Consider the following 22605-nt stretch of genomic DNA (forward strand, 5'->3'; position numbering starts at 1 on the left):
ATTAAAAGTATGCGCTTATATGACAGATTTTACTGACACAACCGACATTATCGAACCTACTGTACAACCAAATTTATCTGACGATCATCCAGATGTTTCGGGTGACTCAGGGGCTATAGTTGAGGAAAAAGAAGAAGTAACACCGGCGGTTGCTGTTGCATTAACGGGAAGGCATCTTATCGAAGCCTCAGCAGGTACAGGCAAAACGTGGACGCTGACAGGCATTGTGCTGCGTCTCCTGATTGAAGTGAGGCGTGCGCCAGAGCAAATCATTGCCACCACCTTTACTCGAGCCGCCGCTGCCGAGATGCGTCAGCGTATCCATGATCGTTTGGTAGAGTTTTATCAGCTATTACAATGGGTCAATAACCTGAGTGCAGATACCAAGAACAAAGATAACTTATATCCCAATATATTGCAGGTACTGCCTGATAGGGGCGATAACAAGAATAACAAGGATAAGCCAACAAGCAACGACTCAAGTATCGAATCAAATGCTAAAACAGAGGCTGATGAGTTTAATCAAGATATTGACCATGACCATAAACATGCTCAGCAGGTGGCTCGAGAAAAGCGCGCGCAAGTCAAAAAAGCGCGTGAAGATTGGTTAAAAGAGCAAGCCAAACATGCACGCTTAAACGCTATTATGGACGATCCCATTAACCTACATTTAGTCGGTTATCTATTAGATCATGTGTATAGCTATCCGATGGCGGAGGCGATCCGGCGTACTGCATTAGTGTTAACCACGTTGGATAAGCTGTTTGTCGGGACGCTCGATAGCTTGGCGCAAAAGTGGCTGACCGAGTACAGTAGTGAAACCGGTCATCAGCAAGGCATGGCGATTATAGAAGACAGTAGTATCGAGCAGGTTACCGATAGTATTATCCATGATGAGCTGCGTCAGTTTCAAAGCCGTTTGTATCATGAGCAGCCCAAACTGTATGCGCTTATGGATCAGCAAGGTAAGCTGACAGCAGTAGGTGATCATAAAAATTTTGTTTCTCGCTCGCTGAATTTTATTTCTGCGCCGATTGATGAGATAAAACTAGAGCAAGGATTTGATTTTGATGCGTATGAGAAATTGATTGATGAGTTTGCCCAGTTAGATTTGGCAGATATTCAGCCCTATCTAAACCCCGATTATAGAAAATCTCAAGGGTTTCGTGGAAACTCTAATTTAACCAATCATTTTGATGCTCTTGTCGATGTTCATCAAAAAGTAGTCCAATATCAGCTGACATTTAGCAGCTACTTGAATGAGCGTGAAAACAAGATATTGACGTCTTTGCAGGATGCCAGATATCCAAATGAAGATGGCAAAATTAAAAACTTTAATAAGAATAGGGAGAAAGAGCACCAGACCCTTTTTGAGTTAGAGACCATTAGTACATTAATGGCGCTCTTGGATATGATCGAAAGGTTAAATCAGTATATTTTATTGATTTTAGCCAACCTCAACCGTCATATCGTGCTTGCGGTACGCAATAGACTGCCAGTGATTTTAGAGGAGCGAGGGGAGACCACCTTTAGTCTGCAGATGGTGCGCTTAAACCAAGCACTAACAGGTCGGCAAGGCGATAAGCTAGCACGTTATATACGTCACCATTACCCCATTGCATTAATTGATGAGTCGCAAGATATCAATGGCGAGCAAGCCATTATGATCGAAAGTATCTATTTGCCAAAGCGTAAACGTAAACAGTCGGATAATGACAAGCAATCCACTACCAAAAAATCCAGCCATGAGTTTTTGCTACTGGTTGGTGACCCAAAGCAGGCGATCTATGGGTTCCGTGGCGGTGACGTGACCAACTATAATTATATGAAAGGGCAGTTTGACAAAAGTACCATTTGGACGCTCAACACCAACCGTCGCTCAAATGCAGGGGTGATTCATGCACTAAACTGCTGGTTTGGTATGCCGACAGCAACGACTGCTGACAACAAGCTGGCACAGTTGGGCAGTGATATTTATTACCAGCATACGAAAGCTAGGAAAGAAAAAGAAGGTGAGGAAGCCAAGAGTAAACTATCTTGGTTTAGGGATTCAGACGCAAAAGATAGTAGCTTGGTGACGGAAGTGCTTTCTGCTCAGCCGGTGAGCATCTTGCACCTGCCTAATGGTAAAGATGGTGAGCTTGATTATGATGAGTATGAAATCACCGCTCGTCATATTGCTAGCTTGCTCAGTAGTGGTCAGACATTAAAAGATAGGCCGATTCAGCCTAGTGATATTGGAGTGTTGGCACGTACCAAAAAAGATTTAAAGCAGGTTGAAGACGAGTTGGTCAAACTAGGCGTCCCAACCCTGACCACCAGTGACGTCAGTATCTTCGAGACGATTATGGCAGAAGATGTCGCAGCGCTACTGAGCGCCATGCTCTATCCGTATCGTCATGACATGATTAATCGGGTCTTAACCAGTCATCTATATGGCCTAAGTATCAACGATATCAAAGCCATGATGACGGATCATGAGTCAGGCGTGGCTGAGAGTGACGATAGACTTAATAGTATCAATCTAAATAGTAGCGATGTTCAAAATACAGAACATAAAAAGAGCTATCAAGATTTTATTACGTATCTAAAGGAAGGGGCACAGCGCTGGCAGCATTTTGGTGTTTTGTCGGCGCTACATTACTTACTAGATAAAAGCCCCATACAGACACAAGGCGTTTGGCAAGCACTAGCCGCTCATCCAGATGGCGATCGACATATCATGGATTTGCGTCATATCATGGATGTGTTGGCGCAGTATGGCCTAGGCATGGGTGAGCATGAGCTATTAGCTTGGTTTAGGCAGCACATAGAGGCTGCACCCAACAGCGATTGGGCGAAGCAGTATCCGCTACCCACAGAGTCTGGCGTGCAGCTCATGACCATTCATAAATCAAAAGGGCTTGAGTTTCCGATAGTCTATGTACTGGGTATGGGAGATGCCAGTAGGAAATCAGGTAATAATGAGAAGTATGGTCTGTATCTATATAATGCTCAGCAAGCACCTTCAGCGTTAGTGCAGCAATCAGCAAAGGATCAATTTATAGGTAATCAGCGCCGCTTCTCACCATTGCAAGGCTCTGCTACGGTAGAGGACTATTATACTGATATCGAAACAAAAGAAGGCTTTGATGAGCTGCGCCGACTTGGTTATGTGGCATTTACGCGGGCTAGCGAGCAGCTTTATATCGTGCTGCGAGATCCAAGCAACAAAACAGGATTTGAGCTAAAACCGGTATTTTATTGGTTTGATTCTCCAGACGCAAAGTTTGAATTACCTGATAGGCTAAAAGGCACGATAGGTATGCTTAGAGGTCATAATATTAATGAGTTCTATAATAGTCACTATACTAAGACAGTAACGTCAACAGATACCAAACTTACCATCGAACCCACGACACAAGCGATTGAGTATGTTCCTTTTGCTGAGGTCATGAAAACGAGTTATTTTTATGGTTGGGCTAAGACCAGCTTTACAGCTTTGGCTCGTCAGCTAGACGAATCAACACAAGCAATGGCTGTTGTTGATGAGCGTATTGATGATGCGATAGACATTGATATGGCAGACGCTGCAATGTCGTTAGAGCCTTATCCTAATAGTAGCCTTGATAGTAATACGTCTCTCGAAAAAATTGATGAGCTAAGTCTCAAGTCAGAAGAGGATATTCGCTTTACCTTTGTAAAAGGTGCTAATGCAGGTACGTTTTTACATGAGATATTTGAAAAAATCGATTTCACTAATAAATCCCAGTGGTCTGGGGTGATCGATAGAGCGGTCAGTAGTTATCAATTACCGCTGATGTATAGCAGTGCTGAACACCAAAGCCGTAGAGCACAAGGTAACCGAGAAGAGAGTTCTGTCTCATTTAACGCTGATGCAATAGATACGACAAAGCATGAGGCCTTGATTGCTTGGATTGAAGAAGTGCTGCGTACTCCGCTGCTAGCGTCCAATCAGCCACTTTATTCTCTCAACGAAGAGCAACGCTTTGCTGAATTAGAGTTCAATATGGGGCTGTCAGAGCGCTTTAAAGCAGAGGATATCAGTCAGTTATTTCAACAGTATCTACCTGATGAGACAGACAAGCATGTCAATCTTGTACCGCAAAATAGAACGCACTTGTATCGTTACTTGCGTGGTGAGATTGATTTGGTTTATGAGTATGCTGGCAAGTACTATGTGGTCGATTATAAGAGTAATTTTTTAGGAAATAGCCTAAGCGATTACAATGAAAATACACTCAGAAAGGCTATGACAAAAGCAGGCTACTGGCTACAAGCAGCAATTTATCAAGTAGCTTTGCATCGATTCCTTTCGATGAGAATTGCTGATTATGTAGGCAATGAGTCTAGGTATTTAGGGGCGGTAGAATATGTCTTTCTAAGAGGGGTATATAGCCCCGACGCTCAAGCAACTGCTACCGTATCACAAGAGGCTATTAAGACGAGCGAATCACCACATAACGGCCGTTATGGACTTGTGACGTGGGATATACCAATCGATTTTATCAAAGGTTTAGATGCGCTATTTGGTGTACCTGATTAGTAGATCATACCTAACGACTATCATTAATCAAAGATTCTAAAAAGATCAAACAGGTCAAAATAGAGACAAATATATCATGAGCAATAATAATAAAAGCAGTGCAGCAATGGGCTTACAAGAAAGCTGGGCCAGTAATATCAGTGATTATATTTTGCTACGCCGTGAGCAAACGCGTATAGCGTACGACGCAACGTATGCAAAAGCGAATAATGAGAGCAAACAAGCTGATAAGAAAGAAGACGATTATTTATTTAACGCATTGTTCATGATGTTAGCGACGCATTTAGAAGAGGGCCATACCGTACTGACCATTAAGTCCTCTGAGCATGAAGAGGTATTGCAAGGTGAAATCAATAATGAGTCAGTCACATTATACACTTGGCAGCAACAGTTATTAGAGGTGCTAGCAATGCCAATCTTTGCGCTCATAGATACCAAATCAAATACTCAACCAGAAGATCAATCTACCGCCGAAACGTCGATATTTACATTGCTAAGCACATTATTTGATAAGCGGAATCAGCTATGGATACAGTTGGCGCTGAGTAATCATGAAAAGGACATGCTAACCAAGCGTTTTGATACAATTGCCAAGGTATTTCAGCTACTAAAAAATACCGACTTTAATTTTTTCATAAATCTAGTTAATAAGCATGCTTTGTTTGCTGAGGTTAAGGCTAACACTAATAGTAACAATGAAGAAAATAGCCTAAGCAATAATAACCAACCTATCATTTACGACATAACTAACAGCCAAAATTCAAAAGAATCTATTACTTTTTGGCTACATCGCGCATGGCAGGCCGAATTTAATTTGGCAAAAAATATTAACAATATCTTGAATCAAAAAGTAAAGCCTTTACCAATAACAATACCTGAAAGCCTTCACGAAAATCAAATAAAAGCAATTAATGTCGCTAATAACAACGCGTTTAGTATCATTACCGGTGGTCCAGGGACAGGTAAAACATACACCGTTGCTCAGTTAGTTATTGCACTGCAACAAGCGACAGAGAGTGGAGGAGAGGGTTCTGAAAATATTAGATTTAGTACGGATAGTGCGAGTCTCGCACTAGCAGCGCCTACTGGTAAGGCTGCACAGCGTATGCAAGAGTCTTTACAAGCTGCTTTGGATACAGCGGGCATTAATTTGCAGCTGCAAGAAGCCAAAACCATTCACCGTTTGCTAGGTATTGGGCGGACGGGCAGACCTCGTTACAATGCCGATAATCCACTTGGCGAAGATATTATCATTGTTGATGAAGCGTCGATGCTAGGGGTTGAGTTGGCTAATTACTTGGTGAGTGCAGTGAAACCAGGCGCAAGGCTCATACTGTTAGGTGATGCTAACCAGTTGGCAGCAGTCGATGCAGGGGCGGTATTGGCGGATTTATGCTGCATACCATTGCTACAATCCATTCATGCAGAGCTGACTGAGAGTCGCCGATTTGGCGCGGACTCAGGTATTGGCAAGCTGGCTATCCAAATCAATAGAGCAGAGACAAATCTTCAAACTATTTGGCAATTATTAAGGCAAGACGATGCCTTGAGTTTCCAATACGTGAATACGTTGCAAGTAGACTCTGTACCAAGCAATCAAATAAAAAATAGCCTAAGCAATGAAAAAAATATCTTAAAGATCTCCCAAATTTATCAACCATATATAGAAATAGTTAAAAATTTACTAAGAAATCCAATAGAAAAATCTATGCCAGAATCAATAAAAAACACTATTGCATCATTGATGGAAATATTTAGTGAGTTCAGAATATTAACTGCTGGTCACAATGGTGAGTGGGGCGATCATTACATCAATAATTATCTCACCCAATGGCATCTCACTGAACTAAAGCTCCCACTGGGTCAAAACGCATGGTTCCACGGTCGCCCTATTATGATTTTGCAGAATAACTATGAATTAGGGTTATTTAATGGTGATATTGGTTTTTGCTTACAGACATCAGATGAACGAAATCAATTGGAAGTATTTTTTGAAAATAAGACCCAAGGGATTGCGGTCAATCTACTCAACGAGGAGGTAGTTGCTACTGCATACGCTATGACGATTCATAAGTCGCAGGGATCTGAATTTGATCATGTCGCAATTACGTTTGATGATAGTCATGCAAGATTATTAAGCAAGGAGCTTATTTATACAGCGGTGACTCGTGCCAAAAAACAAGTGACGATATACAGTACGAAACACGCTTTTGAGAAAGCTGTCCAAACACCGACCGAAAGACATACCGGTTTGTCCCTACAGTTTGAGTACTTATGATTATCATTCTAAGTTCAAAAAAAGCATCCAAATTGGATGCTTTTTTTGAACTTAGATATTGTTAGTCACTTAGAGGTAAGACTTAAACCTTATCTTCTTTGATAGCATAGATACCTGGCAGGTGACGCAAGTAACCATGGAAGTCCATACCACAGCCATAGACATAACGATCTGCGACATTAATACCAACGAAATCAACATCAAAATCGGCAACTTTGCGGTCATGCTGCTTGTTTAGCAGCACACAAGACTCGAGAGATAATGGTTTTTCTTTATTTAGCTCTTCGACAACAGCCTTTAGAGTAATGCCTTCATCAAAAATATCATCAATCAACAAGACATGCTCGCCTTCGATACTCACATCAGGCTTGAATTTCCAATCAAGATCGTCAGTACCTTCGTTGTCACGATAGCGTGTCGCATGGATATAATGCATACGATGATAGAATGTCAGATGCGTCAATAATTGACCAGCGGGAATTAATCCACCGTTCATAACAACCATCACAATTGGGTTCAAACCAGCGTAGTGTAGGTTAAGCTGAGCGGCCAAGCGCTCATAAGCGGCAGCAACTTCAATGCTGCTGATCAGGCACTCTGAGTTACGTAATGTTTTTTCGATTTCTTGATTGCTGATTTGGGTCATCGGGCGCACCTTTGGTGAAAAATGCCAAGTATTTTAACAAGTTTTGGTAAATTTTCCCAATGTTATATGACCATTTGATCAAAATTTAGCAATTACTCTGGTTTTTCAATGATAAATGGACGGTAATAATTCGCCAAACGATTGAGAGAGTCATTTGGTAGATCAGGTAGTAGCTTGTTAAGCGCCATATTCATTCCTTTATCAATCGCAGATTTGGCAACTGGCACTGATTTGCGTTTGATCATACCTAATTTTAACGTTTCAGCGTAGCGGCTGACGAAGTGGGTTAATGTCGCGTCATTCATGGTTTCGAGCGCTGTTTTAAACTTGGCTCTATCTACGTGCTCTGGTGTGATAGCAGCAAAGCCTTCAACGATAGTTCTAGCATCTGCTTCTGACAACTTAAAGCCAATACGTTTTACGCCTTCATTATCAATAAAAGTTGCCTGATCTTTTAGAAAGTGAAAGCTTGGCAGCACATCTTCGTTATTTTCTTTACCTAACAAGATATTGAGTAGGGTATCTGTGGCACGTTCAATGGTGGCAACAATCTTGCGCATGGCCGCTTGACGCTCAGGATTTGGAATAATCTCAACCAAACCGACTAACAAATTGTCCGTTAGATCTCGTGCAGTCTGATGAGTGAGCGCGTCTCGGTAAGGGTAATATTCTACTTGCTCATTTGAAGCAACGACTTGTTCGGCCTCGCTGATTAATACTTTTAATTTATCTGAAGGTACGAAACCAAAATAATGTGCCATTATGCTTCCTTTATTTGTTGTTTTTCATGTCTTACTTGCGTTACATTTGCCGTGAAATCGGTTACCATTTAACCGGAATTTGAAACAAAGACTCACCACGCTATATGCTACTTAGTGACGCACCTTAATTGTACAATGTGAAAATTTGTTGGCTAATATTTATCACACATGATTTTTACAATTTATTCGGTGACGGGTCGGTTTATATGAATGACTCGCTGCACACTAATTTAGCATATTTTTTATATTTTGATTTAAAAAGCTTGAACTTATAAGACTACCTACTACTTGTCTAGGGAGAGATAAGATGAATAGTGCTATTGTACTGATATTCGGCGTTGCTGCTATGCTTTGTGGCTACGTGTTTTACTCAAAATTCATTGCTACTAAAGTTTTAGCATTGGATAACAGTCGCCCCACGCCAGCGCATACGATGAAAGATGGGGTCGATTATGTTCCTACCAATAAATATGTACTATGGGGGCACCATTTTACCTCGGTGGCAGGCGCTGCACCGATTATCGGTCCCGCAATTGCGGTTATTTGGGGCTGGGTACCTGCCATCATTTGGGTGGTGCTCGGTACGATTTTTATGGCTGGTGTACATGATATGTCGGCCATTTGGGCAAGTATGCGCAATAGGGGACAGTCAATTGGCTCTATTGCGGGTACAGTCATGGGCACACGTGTCCGCAGTTTGATGATGGTTGTGATTTTCTTATTACTATTGATGGTCAACGCGGTGTTTGGTGTTGCTATCGCTAATATGATGATCAAAACGCCATCTGCTGTACTGCCTGTTTGGGGCGCCTTAGTGGTTGCCTTTATCATCGGTCAGTGTATTTATCGCTACAAGATGAATTTGGTTTGGGTATCTATTCTCGGGGTAAGCGCTTTATATGGGCTGATCTATCTTGGCCCTATGTTCCCGATTGTGTTACCTGAGACCGTAATGGGCTTACCTGATAACGCTGTATGGATTCTTATTTTATTCGCCTATGCGGCGATTGCTTCGTTGTTGCCCGTATGGATGCTGCTGCAACCTCGTGATTATATTAATGGTTTGCAGCTGTTCGTTGGTTTGATTTTATTGTATGCAGCTATCTTTATCGGCACGCCAAATATTGTCGCGCCAGCAATAAACACAGCACTGCCAGTTGGCACGCCATCAATAATGCCGCTGTTGTTTGTGACGATTGCTTGTGGGGCGATATCAGGATTCCACGGATTGGTTGCGACAGGGACGACGTCTAAGCAGATTGATAAAGAAGAAGACACGCGTTTCGTTGGTTATTTTGGTGCGCTAGGTGAAGGTATGCTGGCACTCGGCGCAATTCTAGCAGCAACCGCAGGTTTTGCTACCCTTGGTGATTGGCAAGCGGTCTATCAAAAATTTGGCGACGGTTCTATCGGTGCCTTCATTGATGGTGGTGCGACCATATTAAATGCGGGTGTTGGCATTGACATGGTACTATCACAGACGATGCTTACGGTCATGGCTGCCTTGTTTGCAGGTACCACTATGGATACTGGTGTACGCCTGCAACGCTATATTTTCCAAGAGTTCGGTGAGTTTTATAACCTGCCAGTCCTCAATAAAAGCGTGGTCGCAACATTGCTTGCTGTCGGCAGCTGCTTGCTATTAGCATTCGGCGCGGGCGGTATTGATGGTGCTGGTGGTATGATTATCTGGCCACTATTTGGTACGACTAATCAGCTAATGGCGGCGTTAACACTAATGATCGTAACGGTTATCTTGTTACGTAAAGGCAGAACAGTTTGGTACACTTTAGCGCCATTGTCGTTCTTGCTAGTCATGACGGTATTTGCACTACTTATTCAGCTCAAAACTTTCTTCACTGATGGCAATTGGCTGCTTATCATTATGGATATCATTATCTTGATAGCAACCATCTTAGTAACGTTTGAGAGTCTGTCTGTATTACGCAAAGAATGGTCGATACACAAAGGCAAAAGCGGTGACATTTAAACGCTAAACCATACTAAATATTTATCAACTTAAAAACGCTAGCAGCAATTGCTGGCGTTTTTTGTATCACATAGGCATGATAGGTAATAAGAAATAAGTAGGGTATAAGCGAATTATGGAAAATAAAAACACATCAAATGATATAGAAAACGCCCAACCACCAGAGAGTACTCAACCATGGTGGCAACGATTTGTGGCAGGACTCAATGAGTTTTATCATGCACCTTATCGCCAAACGATGGCACGTGCTGCCCGTGATGAAGAAGATTTCTTTATGCTGCTGATGTTTGCTGAAAGCTTAGGCATTGATAATCCTGCCAGCTTTTATACCTTAGAGTTACAGCCGTTATTTTTAGAAAACTTTCACGAGTGGCACACGCGCATGGGTATGGATAGATGCCCATTTGACCATGTTGGCTGCTGCTAATCGTTTATTTATGATTGAAAAATAAAAATAATATAAGAAATGAGATAAAAATATGGCATTACATCCTCTACATACATTAGTAGAACAACTAAAAGCACAACCGATTATATTTATTGGCGGTAAGGGCGGTGTGGGAAAAACCACGACTGCCGCCGCACTTGCCAGTTATTACGCAAGCCAGCAGCAAAAGACGCTGATTGTCTCAACCGATCCAGCACACAGCTTGGGCGACGTGTTGGATACACAGCTTAATAACGCAAAAACAGCAATATCACCTTATTTAGATGCCATTGAGTTAAATCCTGATGTAATCGTTGACGAGCACTTTTCTCAAGTTGAGCGTACGATTAATTCCTATGCCAATCCAGATATGATGCCCAAAATTCGTGAGCATCTGAGACTATCAAAATCAGCACCCGGTGCCCAAGAAGCAGCGATGCTCGAATCCATGTGCCAGCATTTAGTCGAAGCGGCAGATGCAGGCTATGAGCATATTATCTTTGATACTGCACCGACAGGGCATACGCTACGGTTGCTAGTACTACCAGAGATGATGGGTGCATGGACAGATGGACTGCTTGCTCAGCAACGACGGCAAGCCAAGCTGCGCTCAGTAGCGACGCATTTGGACAGTCACAATCAAAAAAGCAGTCAAACGGATAGCGCTCAAAAGAACCATGTGGCCAATCCGTTTGCCGCAAAAAAGCCTGATCGCTGGGAGCAAGCGGTATCCGTGCTAGAAAAGCGCAAGCAGTTGTTTCGTCAAGCAGGACTGCTGCTGCATGATCGTACACAAACAGCAATTATGTTGGTTATGACGGCTGACGTGTTGCCGTTGGCTGAGACCAAACGGGCTATCGAACAGCTAGAGGACAGCAAGCTCACGCCCGCAGCAATAGTAGTCAATCAGTTGATATCAACAACGCAGTCGGATGAGTTTTGGCGCCGCCGTGCTGAGCGTCAGCAGGATTTGCTGCAGGATATTGAAAACAATTTTTCTAAATATCCGCTGTATCCAATTTATCTGCAGCAAACAGACGTACGTGGCACAGAGGCATTGAGTACATTGCTAGGCTAGATGCAGCAAACGATAGAACGGTAAATAACTACGACTCACGCTTGTACGATTGCAGCTTACCCGATAGCGACCATGCCATATCTGCGCGCAGCAGCTGCGCCTGTTCAGACTTACCACTGCTAAGCGATGACCATTGCGGTTTGCCGCGAGCCTTTTTTAGCTCACTAGGTAATTTATTCGCAGGCCATACGGTAATCGGGTTGCTATCTTCATCAGTATTGCTGTTGCTATCATTGTGGTAACTACCATCATCTGACGATGTCTCAAGGCTGCTTTTCTCGCCTTTATATAATAGCTGGGTGGCATCAGTCGCAGCATGGCCGCGATGGCGTAGGGCAGTGAGCAAGTCGATCGCTCGCGTTGCTAGCAATGTCAACGTCGCAGGATCGATATATAAGCGTTTTACCCCAGTGATCCTATCGGCAATACTACTGGTGTTAGATAGTAACCCGCCTGCGATACCACCTATCGCTGCACCCAAGCCCAATGTCGTACCTAGCGCTGCTGCATCAATACCCAACCCTAACAGCGCACCCGCTGCTGCGCCAGAAGTGGTACGGATACCATAGCTCTTGAGTAACTCAGGGTCGAATGGGTCTTGCTGATAGGCTTGCAATTCAAGCGGGGTTGCTGCAACGGCATTGTCATAAAACTTATAGAGGTTAAGTAAATTGTGCTGCATCGCACGCTCACTTTGCCTCACCGCTTCTTGCATTTGCGCTAAGACAGGCATCGGATCGTCATCTTCATTGATCTCGCGTACAAAAGAAGCGACATTCAATAAAAAGTCAGCAATAATAATATTGGCCTCATCATACAACTGCGCCCAATCTTCAGTCCGGCGCTGCATCAATTGCTCGAGCATCTCAGAATGAGTGAGCATGGTGGCGAGGTTTTGCCAAAGATGCATCTCATCTTCAAATTCAAAAGCAACGGAATCAAAACGTGTGGAGATATGTAGATTGCGTCTAGCCAGCATGGTTTGCCAATCATCAATATTGGCATTCTGACTGTCGGTAAAGTTAAAGACAGGCATCACCGGAATGGCTGCCCACGATAAAATCGCCAGCTCATCTTTATACTTGCCCAATACTGGCTCACGAGCATCTACCACATAGATGGCCATATCACTTGCCAGCAGCTGACGAATCACTTTTGCTTCTTGGCTATAATCATAGCTGTCTAGAACACTGCTATCTGCACCTTGAGCGATATCTGATGCCAAAAACTGCTTCAAACGCTCAATACCATCACGGCGACTGGCCGTATTGTATTCTAGCCAATCCATCAGCCCTGAAGCGTCCTCTAGGCCAGGGGTATCATATAGTATGACCAAGTCTTCACCGGTTTGGCTATCTGTGAGTTTGGCTTGCTCGACGTGACGCGTGGTCGCCGCTTCATTTTTGACTTCACCAAAATAGACATCACGCAGTAACGTGCGCAATATGGAGGTCTTACCGGTATTGGTGTGTCCCACGACCGCCAATTTTAGCGCCTCACCACTGGCGATGGTTTTTTTTGTCACATTTTGGTTTTTTGTGGTTGTAGCTGGCGGTACTGATTCAGTTGATATGGATTGATTATCATGAGTTACCCTAGACTGGGCGGCCGTTTTTGACACTGTCGAATGCGAGGTCTTGGCGTTATTATTTGAGTCGCTGGGCAACGCCTTGTCTGCAAAAAGACCTGTAGGCGTGTGATGCTCGTAATTTTCTTTTTTATTGTCATTATTCATAGTCGCGTCTTATTGTTATTGAAGATCGAAATTTAGCCATTTATTGTAATACAAATTTGGTGGTATGTTGGTTCTGGATGCGTAGTGTCCATATCGTAAACTGTATTTTATGTATCCATGATACGCTATGAGATTGCTGTAGGTGGGCGCAGCAGTACCTTAATTTTTTTCTTAATGCCCTTGGCACGAAAAAACCGCTGCCACATTCGGTAAAACACCCCAAATATCAGACCAATAATATTATCGTGACTGGTCTCACCAACAGCCCCATATTTGACGGGATTATTGACGGCGTCTTCTTCTACATAAGTGCCAAACCAGCGATCAAAAATAATAAGAACGCCGCCATAATTTTGGTCAATATATTCGTCATTAGTACCATGATGGGCGCGGTGGTTGGATGGGGTGTCAAAAATATACTCAACCCATTTTGGAAATTTTCCCACCGTCTCGGTATGGATAAAGAACTGATAAATCAAATCTAACGCATAAAAGAAAAATACCCAGATAGGATGCACACCCAACAACATCAGCGGGACGAAAAATAACCACCAGCCTGTCACCGAGTACAGCAAGCTTTGACGCATGGCAGTGGATAGGTTCATCTTATCATCTGAATGGTGCACGACATGCGCTGACCAAAACCAATTCATGCGGTGTGAGGCACGGTGAAACCAGTAATAGCTGAACTCAACCGCGACAAATATGGGTATGGCTGTCAGCCATTTCACCTCAATAGTGAACAGTCGGTATTGATATAGCCACAGGCAAATAGGCAGCACAATAAGTGCTTGGACAATCAATTCAAATCCGAGATAAGAGCCGCCCAAGCTAAAATTGGTCATCGCACGGCGCCAGCTAAAGCTTTCATTTTTCCCACGCTTAGACTGATAAAACCACTCTGCCAAAAACAATAAGAAAAATGGGCCACCAGCTAGCGGTAACAGCCATTCTTGCCAGTGAGCAGGTAAGATACTTGCCAGCATTGGCTGCCATGACTCTGGTGCAGCGGTTAAGATACTTTGGTTTAACGCCTCTTTGTAATTATCCAATATCTGACCATACTCACCTGATGTTAAGAGGGTGTTGTCTGTTGACATATTTGGCTCCTAGCCACTATAAAACATCCTTGTTACCCAAGAGATAACTATTTTCTATATTACTGATTTATTTTGTCCTTTTTATAAAAATAATTTTTATTAAGTATCGCATTCAAAAACTTTAAGAATCAATATCTACCAAGCCAATTTTTCGCGCAGAGAGCGCTGTTTGCCACTGCTGATAGCGTACAGCTTGCTTATCCACTGGTTCATCCTCATGTGTCAAATCAGCATCACTAAGCAGCTGTACAATAAGACCATCTTTTGCATGAGCGGCGATTTGATCAAGTTTGCGTAGCGTACCGCGGTCAGGCAGCGCTTTGCTATGGATACCTAATAGGACTTGCACAGGGTGCTCGTCTAAGTAGTTTTTTAGCCGTGCCATATCCTCACGATCATCAACGATACCAAAATTCTCAATCTCACTTGATTCTGAAAAATCATGACGGTCATTAGTCAACCCTGACTGCCACCATTTATCCTGATTTGAAGGATATTCAAGCAAGGCGACCAGTTTCTTGCCTGCACTTACCGCCGCTTTGGGCGCGACAGGTGCGGGTGCTTCCGTAAAGTCATCTGCATCAACCACCTGACGCTGCCAAAAATTTATGATCTTTTGATAATACGGTTGCTTGATATCCAAGCGCATTTTTTTGCGGCGGAACATCAAAGCACAAAATACCCACGCTATCGCACGCGGGACAATACCGTACATCAGCAAGCTACCGACTAGCAATCCTGCCCACTGCCGCGCCACAGACAATGGCATCGCTTCTGTGACCAACCTGCTTTGCGCAATCGCTGTACTATCTGGCACATCAAAACCAACCATGCCTGGTAGCCAGCCGAGTATTTGCGTTAAGCTCACCAGCGCCTGATCAGAGAGTAGGGTCGACTCCCAGCTAAAGCTATACTGACGCACAATCAATAAAAATATAATCGCAAGCAGCATGCCAGTCAACGTCGCAAGCCATAACTGATGGCTAAACCGGCCCAAATACCAGCGCATACCGCTATGCTGTAATTGGCGCTCATACAGATCGACGGCCGCTTTGGTCACATCGTCTTTGCCGCGTATGAGATAGCTGGGACTGACAAAGCTGGCAAACCAACTGGGCGCTTGCTGGTCTCGCTGGTCTCGATTGATGAGTGTCATCACCAGCCAGCCACCAAGCATAATAGTATGAAAACCAAGCAAGCAAACCAAGACATAAAAGAAGTTCACCACATTGGACTGCAATAGCGTGAACAGTCCCAAAAATCCCGAGATGCACCACACCACACTCATGACGATCATGATGCCTTTTATGCGGCCATCTATTTTGCCCAGTACCCGCGCAAGCGCGCCATTGCTATCGATGCGTGAGGCCCGTCGATGCAGCTTTTGGATAGGTGTGCCATCCTCACTCTGTAGCTTTTCCGTGATCAGTAACGGGTCAGTGGCAAAGACGTGCTGATCAGTCTCTAAGGCACGTACTAGCTCGGTCAGTTGGTCTTGGGGTGATAGCATAAGGCGCTGATATCCGTATAAGAACGTCAATATAAATAATGGAAAGCAAAAAATGCGGGTTTAATCGCTAAAAAGTATTGTAGCGTATATAGAATGAGAATAATGTCTATGATTTTTATCATAGTAAACACTCGTAAAATCAGCCAAAATGAATAAACAAACCAACACGTGCTAAGAGCTGTATAAAAAGAGTGAGGGTAGCATATGAATAATAAAACCTATCTTATCATCGGCGGAACGGGCGGTATTGGTCAGGCCATGGTCAAGCAGCTGGTACAAGAGTCAGCTGCCGATCAAACTGACGGCGCATCTGCTAAAAGACATAGTACACAAGTATTCGCCACTTATCATCGCAGTGAGCCGAACTTTGAAGCAGAAAATCTACACTGGATACCCATGAATATCAGTGACGAAGACAGCATCCAAAAAGCGGCCGACACCATCAAGCAGACAATGGGTCATGTCGATTGGGTAATCAACTGCGTGGGATTACTCCATACCAAGACGGCGCAGCCAGAAAAGGCCTTGAGGCAGATTGAAACGGAGTTCTTTTTACAGAACATGCAAATCAATGCACTAGCAAGCTTGCTGATAGCCAAGCATATCAAACCGTTGCTCGCCAAAGCTGAACGCAGCGCTGAGCATCCAGCTATTTTTGCGACCATATCAGCTCGTGTCGGTAGTATCACGGACAATCAGCTAGGCGGCTGGTATAGTTATAGAATGAGCAAGGCGGCGCTCAATATGGGGATGAAAAACTTGAGTATCGAATGGGGCCGATCACTCAAAGAGGTGTGCGTAGTCGTTATGCAACCGGGAACCGTGAATACTCAACTGTCCGCGCCGTTTCAAGGCAATGTCGCTGAAGGACATCTATTCTCGCCAGCGTATAGCGCCGAGTGTTTATTGGAAGTGCTATCAGGGATGAAGGCTGCCCAATCAGGCAGTTTTGTCGATTGGGCAGGAGAGTCGATACCTTGGTAGTCAATACGTCAACAGAATGAGATATTAGTCACTGAGTCATTAGTAAGCCATAAATAAGTCCATAAACTCATTCACTGGCGTTTGCTCCAATTTTTCTTGATCGTTACACAGCTCAATGATTTGCTGACAACGACTGTCGATAAAGCGGGTGGCCAGACTGGCTCGGAACTTTGCCTCAAGTATAGGAATGCCCTCGGCACGGCGGCGTTTATGACCGATAGGATACTCGATGGCGACTTTTTCTGTGCTACTACCATCTTTGAAGAATATTTGAATGGCATTGGCAATAGAGCGCTTACTGGGGTCATGGTAATCTTTTGAATACTGTGCGTCTTCTTCTACCACCATTTTTTCGCGTAGCTCATCGATTGATAAATGCTCTTCATGATAGTCATCTTCATAGTTCTCCGCCATCAGATCGCCTGTCAATAAGGGAACAGCCACCATATATTGTAAGCAGTGATCCCGATCAGCTGGGTTAGCAAGCGCGCCCTCTTTTGAGATGATGCGAATTGCTGAATCATGCGTGGTTAGAACAATTTTTTCGATCTCATCAATTCGACCTCTCACATGTGGGTGCAAAATAACCGCCGCTTCACAAGCAGTCTGCGCATGAAATTCAGCGGGAAAGCTGATTTTAAATAAGATATTCTCCATCACATAACTGCCAAAGTCACGTTGAAAGGTAAATCGACGCTCGTCTTCGGGTTTGGTCGCAAGATCCTTATTGGTATGGCTAAACAGCACATCATAAAACCCCCATTGCGGTGCGGTTAGTGCGCCAGGGATACCCATTTCACCACGTGCAGTGATATCTACCAGCCGAACCGCGCGGCTGGTTGCATCACCTGCCGCCCATGATTTGCGGCTGCCCGCGTTGGGTGCGTGACGATAGGTACGCAGTGCCTGACCATCGACAATGGCTTGTGAGATGGCGGCCATGATGCGCTCGCGTGGCAGCTGATAGAATTTGGCGACGACCGCAGTTGAGGCTAATTTTACCAAAAACACATGATCAAGACCCACGCGATTGAATGAGTTTTCGAGTGCCATGACGCCTTGAATTTCATGCGCCATGATCATCGCCTCGAGCACGGCCCTCATGGTCAGAGGTGCTTGCCTTTGGCTGATATTTTTTTGACTGATATAGTCGGCGACCGCCAAGATGCCGCCCAAGTTATCAGACGGATGACCCCACTCAGCAGCGAGCCACGTATCATTATAGTCAAGCCAGCGCACCATACAGCCGATGTCAAAAGCGGCTTTGATTGGGTCTAGTCTATAGGATGTGCCAGGGACGCGAGCGCCATGCGGCGTTATTTGATCAGGGCAATCAGGCCCCAAGTGCTTGGTACACTCAGGGAAGCGCAGTGCCAGTAGTCCGCAGCCGATGGTATCCATGAGACAGTGGCGTGCAGTACGCCATGCCTCCGCAGGGTTAGGCGACTCGTTATCTATGGAATAATTGAGCACATAATCGGCGGTTTTTTGGATTTCATCGTCATATTCTGGACGGATATTGCTCTCTACCGTTGCCTCATTTGTATTTGAATGGGCTGTATCTGAATTGGTATTTGACATGGTTGTTTCCTCTTCCTTGAGTGTGCTAACTTTTCGCTTTGTTGACCCATGCTCGCAGTCATCCTTTTAAAGCGGTTATCATTCAAAAGTAGCATACTCAATATGGAACAACCAGACTGAATTGTGTTAAGAAGTAAAACTTTGTAGGCCGTTTAAATCATCAAATAGAGCAGACCTAAAATAAACAGCGCTGCTATAATAAACAGCAGGAAGCTTAAAACTTTGGTCGTGGTTGATGCAGTATCCACACTTTCTTTTCTTACTTTGTTTTTCTTAGCAACGTATAGCACCATCTTCACATGCTCGATATTATCTTCAAGATAATGCTCACCTTCAGGCACAAAACCCAAAGACTCATAAAAACTAAGCAGGTAAGCCTGTGCCGAGATAATAATCGGACGCTTTTTACCGTATTTTTTGCGGCAATGAGCAATAGCCTGAGTCATTATTTGGCGTGCTAGGCCATCACCTCTGTGCTCTGATAGCACAAGCACTCTACCGATAGCAGGCATGGCAGTGTGGTTGGTCTTGATCGTAGGGTCGGCGACCGACAGATTGGATTTTAGTTTATTGAATTCAGGCGGAACAATGCGGCAATAGCCCACTAATGCTGCGTTTTGATGAGCAATCAAGTGTAAGCAATCAAAATCGACTTCATCCATATCTTGATAGGCACAGTTTTGTTCGACGACGAACACTTGCGAGCGTGCTTTTAGGATATGATAAAGGTCAACTGAGGTCAGCTCATCAAAGGTTTTGATAGAAAATTCACAATTCATAATGGGCAAGCTTCTGACGAGTTATTCAAAATATTTGGAGAATACTGCTGCGTTTTATTGTTCACATATAAAATTACGTCTTTTATCACCAGTTTTTTCATGGCGGATATGAGCGTCTCCATGATTGCGTAATCGGGCTGTTCGTTTTTTACTGGCAAGGATATTATATCTTTTTGAATTTTTCTATTACTGATGCTATCTCCCCAAGAGTATTTATGTGACAAGCCTTTTTTGACGCAGGTTGCAAGATACAACTGATTTGATTTACTTTTTTCAGCATCTTTTAGATGTAAAATTAGATTGTGACTATCATTAGAATAAAAATCATGTTCTTGATAGGTCACTACAAAGGTTTTCCCACCAATAAACACGCAATTACCTGTATCTATATGCTGTTTATCGTAAGCAATATAGGTACTTACCGCATTGTTATCAGCACTGGCGCAAAGATACGGCGTAGTGCCACTATCTGCAATAATATCTCTTGATAAAATGCTTTTAGAGTTATTTACATCAAATATATCAGTGACTTTAAATTCTTTAAATTCTGCTTGCTCAAAATCAATTAATGCTTTTTGTTCTTTAGCTGTTAAAGTGTATTCTTTAAGTCCTGTCGCCACAAGATAAGAGTTTAGCTTTGATATACGCTCAGCTTCAATATCAGCTATAAAACTATCCATAAATTCAAAATCTATTTTGTTATTACTTAAGATTGGTAGCGTTATTTTCTGCGCTTTGATGATGTCTACGTTGAAGCTTGACGCACCCCAAGAGAAAGCACTGAACGATTTTTTCATTGTTGATAAAAAAAACTGTGCGTTTTTTTTACTAAATCTCTTATCTTTCGCCTTTACTATTTTAATTTTATCGCCAGTAAAATATGGTAATTCTTGATAGTACATTGTCGCTGTATCTTGTCCAAAAGATATGGTATTACCATCATTTAAAAATGACTCATCTTCGTTTATGAATCCTTTTTGTCCATTATTTGATCCCATTCTAACGATATAAGGGTATTTACCATTATCTAAAACCTGTACTTTATTAGAGTCAAATTTTTTCTTATAAGATTCAATCTCAAACAAGTCACCAATTTTAAACTCACCCCACTCAACATTATCTAACTGCTCGTTAAGTGAGGTATCTACTTTCCCGGCGCATCATCCTCGTTTCGTTGCTTGATAATATTGCTCACTTCCCACGCTAGATAATCGCTGACTGTTTTTTTGAAGTCTTGCAAAGTAGGCTTAGTATCTATAGGAGCGGATTGATTCCAATCTGCGCCATTATTGGGGTCAATTGTGCCTTCATAGTACTCTTGTTCAGTGAAAATATTGAGTTTACTTTTACCAAAGCGTACTAAGCTGACCAGCTCTTCATAACGCTCTTTGGCTTGATTTGTGTCCTTTAAATTATTGCTTGCCTTTTTACGATTGGTACGCGTGTAGCCATCGTTAGAGAAATCGATAAATTTGACTGGCTCATCTTTATGATGCTTTTCATTGACTTTGAATACATATATATTGGTTTGTACACTGGCTTTGCCAATAAATATGTCTATCGGCATTTTAATACTGGCGATAAGTGTATGTTTAGTTAGTATCTTTTTGGTATATTCCTGAGCCTTTCCTGAACCTGCTGAGTTTTGAATGATAATAGCCGCATAGCCTTTATTCATCATGCTAAGGGCACGTTCTACAAAGTTCATACCATTACCATTTGCTGAATAGGGCGGATTTAGTATGAACGCATCGGCAGGAAATTTGTCTTCAGTCTTACCAAAGCCATAATTACCATCAAAATCTACTAATGAATCCATATTCAAAATATTGGAGCTGCCGTCGCCCATCAATATCATGTTTAGGATAGCGAGCATATACACGCTTGAAAGCAACTCTAGCCCGAGTAGCTGTTCTGCTTTGATTTTGATTTCTTTTTGAGTTAATGCTTCTGGTGACGTGATAGTGTTTTTGGCATCATCAAGCATCTCATTCATTGCGGCAACTAATAGGCCTGCCGATCCAGTAGCAAAATCCCACACATAAGAATCTTTATTGACACGGGCAAGCTTAACTAACAAATTTGCTACATAAGAAGGGGTAAGTACTACATCGTTGAGTTTGTCTTGCGAAAAACCAAGCCAACCATACATCTCATTAAATAGCTTACCTGTAAAGTCAGTGGTTAAGCCAATTTTATAATATATGCCTAAGTCATCGACAATTTTAGTAAACACTCGCTTGAGCTGGCTTTCACCATTGATGACTTTATTAATATTTTCTGTGGTTAAAGTATTCTCTAATGTTCTAACAATCAGATCTTTCTTTTCCTTAGGTATCTTTTTTTCATTCAAAAAAGCCTTTATCTTTCTTAGGATGATGTCACCATCACGACTACCTTCTTCAATAGAAGACTTTAAATCAGACTTTTCAAGTGGGGTAACTTTGCCTGGGATACCAAGTGTTGCGATGATTGAGGCAGCCACCAAATAAACGCGGTCATTTTCACCTAAGCCTTTTTCATTTTGATAAATATCATTATTAAGTCGGACTAAACTCGTATCAATCTCTTTTTCTCTTTGAGCCTTTAATTTATCAATTTCTGCTTGTGATAGGGTCAGTGTTTTTACTTTTTCTATGAAACTATCAAAATTATGCGGTGCCAAAAATGATAAATCTGAAAACTCGCCAATCTTTTGCCCTGCGCCAAGATTGCTTTTTGAGACATAGTAGACCCCAATTTCATGCTGTATCTCTCCACCTTCATCTTTATAGCCCGTCATACCAATAGCAATAATATCGGTGTAACTGGTATGATGTAATAAGGCGTTAGCATAATGTACTGCGCCATTCACTGCGAATGAGTTAATATTCTTAAAATTTGGCTTATTTTTAGCAGTTTGATTATCTACTTGATTGTCTGCATTAAGCTTTTCTAGCTTTCCTTTGTAGCCTTTGTATTCAATAAGAATAGGAAAATAGTTTGCATTCTCATCTTGCAATAAAAGTTTAGCGTCAGGGCGATTCGCACCTGTGCCGCCATTTTTAGTAAAATAATCAGACAGCGCTTTCTCTATCTCAGTATTTAAAAATTCTTGCTCGAGCTTATAATCTAGTTTATAACTCTTTAACCAACCATTTGCTAAATCTGCGATGTTAGGTTCTACTGACTGTGTTTTTGCCATATTCAA

Annotated in this window: 15 protein-coding genes and 1 pseudogene; 6 read left to right on the forward strand and 10 right to left on the reverse strand. The window is 42.8% G+C overall.

Going from position 1 to position 22605, the window contains the following annotated elements; all coding sequences use genetic code 11:
- Nucleotides 1-19: 19 nt before the first annotated feature.
- Both AOT82_RS01780 and recD read left to right on the forward strand, forming a co-directional pair.
- A complete protein-coding gene (locus AOT82_RS01780) occupies nucleotides 20-4546 on the forward strand; it encodes a UvrD-helicase domain-containing protein (RefSeq protein ID WP_071001540.1) in 4527 nt (1508 codons plus the stop codon).
- Between the two features lie 73 nt (nucleotides 4547-4619).
- Entirely contained in the window at nucleotides 4620-6824 is a 2205-nt protein-coding gene (gene recD / locus AOT82_RS01785) for an exodeoxyribonuclease V subunit alpha (RefSeq protein ID WP_071001541.1), read from the forward strand.
- An 82-nt stretch (nucleotides 6825-6906) separates the two neighbouring features.
- Here the strand turns inward: recD and AOT82_RS01790 are convergent, their stop codons facing one another.
- Nucleotides 6907-7470 carry a hypoxanthine-guanine phosphoribosyltransferase gene (locus AOT82_RS01790; RefSeq protein ID WP_071001542.1) on the reverse strand — a complete coding sequence of 188 codons (564 nt, stop codon included), beginning with the start codon at nucleotides 7468-7470 and terminating at the stop codon, nucleotides 6907-6909.
- A 92-nt stretch (nucleotides 7471-7562) separates the two neighbouring features.
- Nucleotides 7563-8231 carry a hypothetical protein gene (locus tag AOT82_RS01795; protein ID WP_071001543.1) on the reverse strand — a complete coding sequence of 223 codons (669 nt, stop codon included), beginning with the start codon at nucleotides 8229-8231 and terminating at the stop codon, nucleotides 7563-7565.
- 307 nt (nucleotides 8232-8538) lie between these two features.
- Here AOT82_RS01795 and AOT82_RS01800 point away from each other — a divergent pair, with 307 nt between their 5' ends.
- The 3 genes from AOT82_RS01800 to AOT82_RS01810 all read left to right on the forward strand — a co-directional run bounded on the left by AOT82_RS01800 (nucleotide 8539) and on the right by AOT82_RS01810 (nucleotide 11726).
- The gene (locus tag AOT82_RS01800; protein WP_071001544.1) at nucleotides 8539-10221 is read left to right on the forward strand and encodes a carbon starvation CstA family protein; all 1683 of its coding nucleotides are present in this window, start codon (nucleotides 8539-8541) and stop codon (nucleotides 10219-10221) included.
- Nucleotides 10222-10336: 115 nt separating this feature from the next.
- A complete protein-coding gene (locus AOT82_RS01805) occupies nucleotides 10337-10648 on the forward strand; it encodes a cory-CC-star protein (RefSeq protein WP_093070887.1) in 312 nt (103 codons plus the stop codon).
- A 52-nt stretch (nucleotides 10649-10700) separates the two neighbouring features.
- Complete coding sequence (locus AOT82_RS01810) at nucleotides 10701-11726, forward strand: ArsA family ATPase (protein ID WP_071001545.1); 1026 nt, start codon at nucleotides 10701-10703, stop codon at nucleotides 11724-11726.
- Nucleotides 11727-11754: 28 nt separating this feature from the next.
- Here the strand turns inward: AOT82_RS01810 and AOT82_RS01815 are convergent, their stop codons facing one another.
- From AOT82_RS01815 to AOT82_RS01825, 3 genes are all read right to left on the reverse strand, one after another.
- The gene (locus AOT82_RS01815) at nucleotides 11755-13461 is read right to left on the reverse strand and encodes a DUF3482 domain-containing protein (protein WP_071001546.1); all 1707 of its coding nucleotides are present in this window, start codon (nucleotides 13459-13461) and stop codon (nucleotides 11755-11757) included.
- Between the two features lie 125 nt (nucleotides 13462-13586).
- The gene (locus tag AOT82_RS01820) at nucleotides 13587-14561 is read right to left on the reverse strand and encodes a sterol desaturase family protein (RefSeq protein ID WP_083328810.1); all 975 of its coding nucleotides are present in this window, start codon (nucleotides 14559-14561) and stop codon (nucleotides 13587-13589) included.
- A 121-nt stretch (nucleotides 14562-14682) separates the two neighbouring features.
- Nucleotides 14683-16071, reverse strand: coding sequence for a DUF2868 domain-containing protein (locus AOT82_RS01825; RefSeq protein ID WP_071001547.1), 1389 nt, complete (start codon nucleotides 16069-16071; stop codon nucleotides 14683-14685).
- 204 nt (nucleotides 16072-16275) lie between these two features.
- Between AOT82_RS01825 and AOT82_RS01830 the strand changes: the two genes are divergently transcribed.
- The gene (locus AOT82_RS01830) at nucleotides 16276-17055 is read left to right on the forward strand and encodes an SDR family oxidoreductase (RefSeq protein ID WP_071001548.1); all 780 of its coding nucleotides are present in this window, start codon (nucleotides 16276-16278) and stop codon (nucleotides 17053-17055) included.
- Nucleotides 17056-17094: 39 nt separating this feature from the next.
- On the opposite strand, the gene AOT82_RS01835 is transcribed toward AOT82_RS01830, so the two are convergent.
- The 5 genes and pseudogenes from AOT82_RS01835 to AOT82_RS01850 all read right to left on the reverse strand — a co-directional run bounded on the left by AOT82_RS01835 (nucleotide 17095) and on the right by AOT82_RS01850 (nucleotide 22599).
- Nucleotides 17095-18636 carry a bifunctional 2-methylcitrate dehydratase/aconitate hydratase gene (locus tag AOT82_RS01835; RefSeq protein WP_071001549.1) on the reverse strand — a complete coding sequence of 514 codons (1542 nt, stop codon included), beginning with the start codon at nucleotides 18634-18636 and terminating at the stop codon, nucleotides 17095-17097.
- 152 nt (nucleotides 18637-18788) lie between these two features.
- The gene (locus AOT82_RS01840) at nucleotides 18789-19415 is read right to left on the reverse strand and encodes a GNAT family N-acetyltransferase (protein WP_071001550.1); all 627 of its coding nucleotides are present in this window, start codon (nucleotides 19413-19415) and stop codon (nucleotides 18789-18791) included.
- Nucleotides 19412-20035, reverse strand: coding sequence for a restriction endonuclease subunit S (locus AOT82_RS14235; RefSeq protein WP_257785226.1), 624 nt, complete (start codon nucleotides 20033-20035; stop codon nucleotides 19412-19414). The genes AOT82_RS01840 and AOT82_RS14235 overlap by 4 nt, the downstream gene beginning before the upstream one ends.
- A gap of 21 nt (nucleotides 20036-20056) precedes the next feature.
- Nucleotides 20057-20521, reverse strand: a pseudogene (locus AOT82_RS14240) (restriction endonuclease subunit S); the annotation flags it as partial.
- A gap of 38 nt (nucleotides 20522-20559) precedes the next feature.
- Entirely contained in the window at nucleotides 20560-22599 is a 2040-nt protein-coding gene (locus AOT82_RS01850) for an HsdM family class I SAM-dependent methyltransferase (protein WP_197496711.1), read from the reverse strand.
- Nucleotides 22600-22605: the final 6 nt, after the last annotated feature.

Origin of the sequence: Psychrobacter sp. AntiMn-1 (assembly GCF_001854065.1) — a bacterium.
Classification (GTDB): Bacteria; Pseudomonadota; Gammaproteobacteria; order Pseudomonadales; family Moraxellaceae; genus Psychrobacter; species Psychrobacter pacificensis.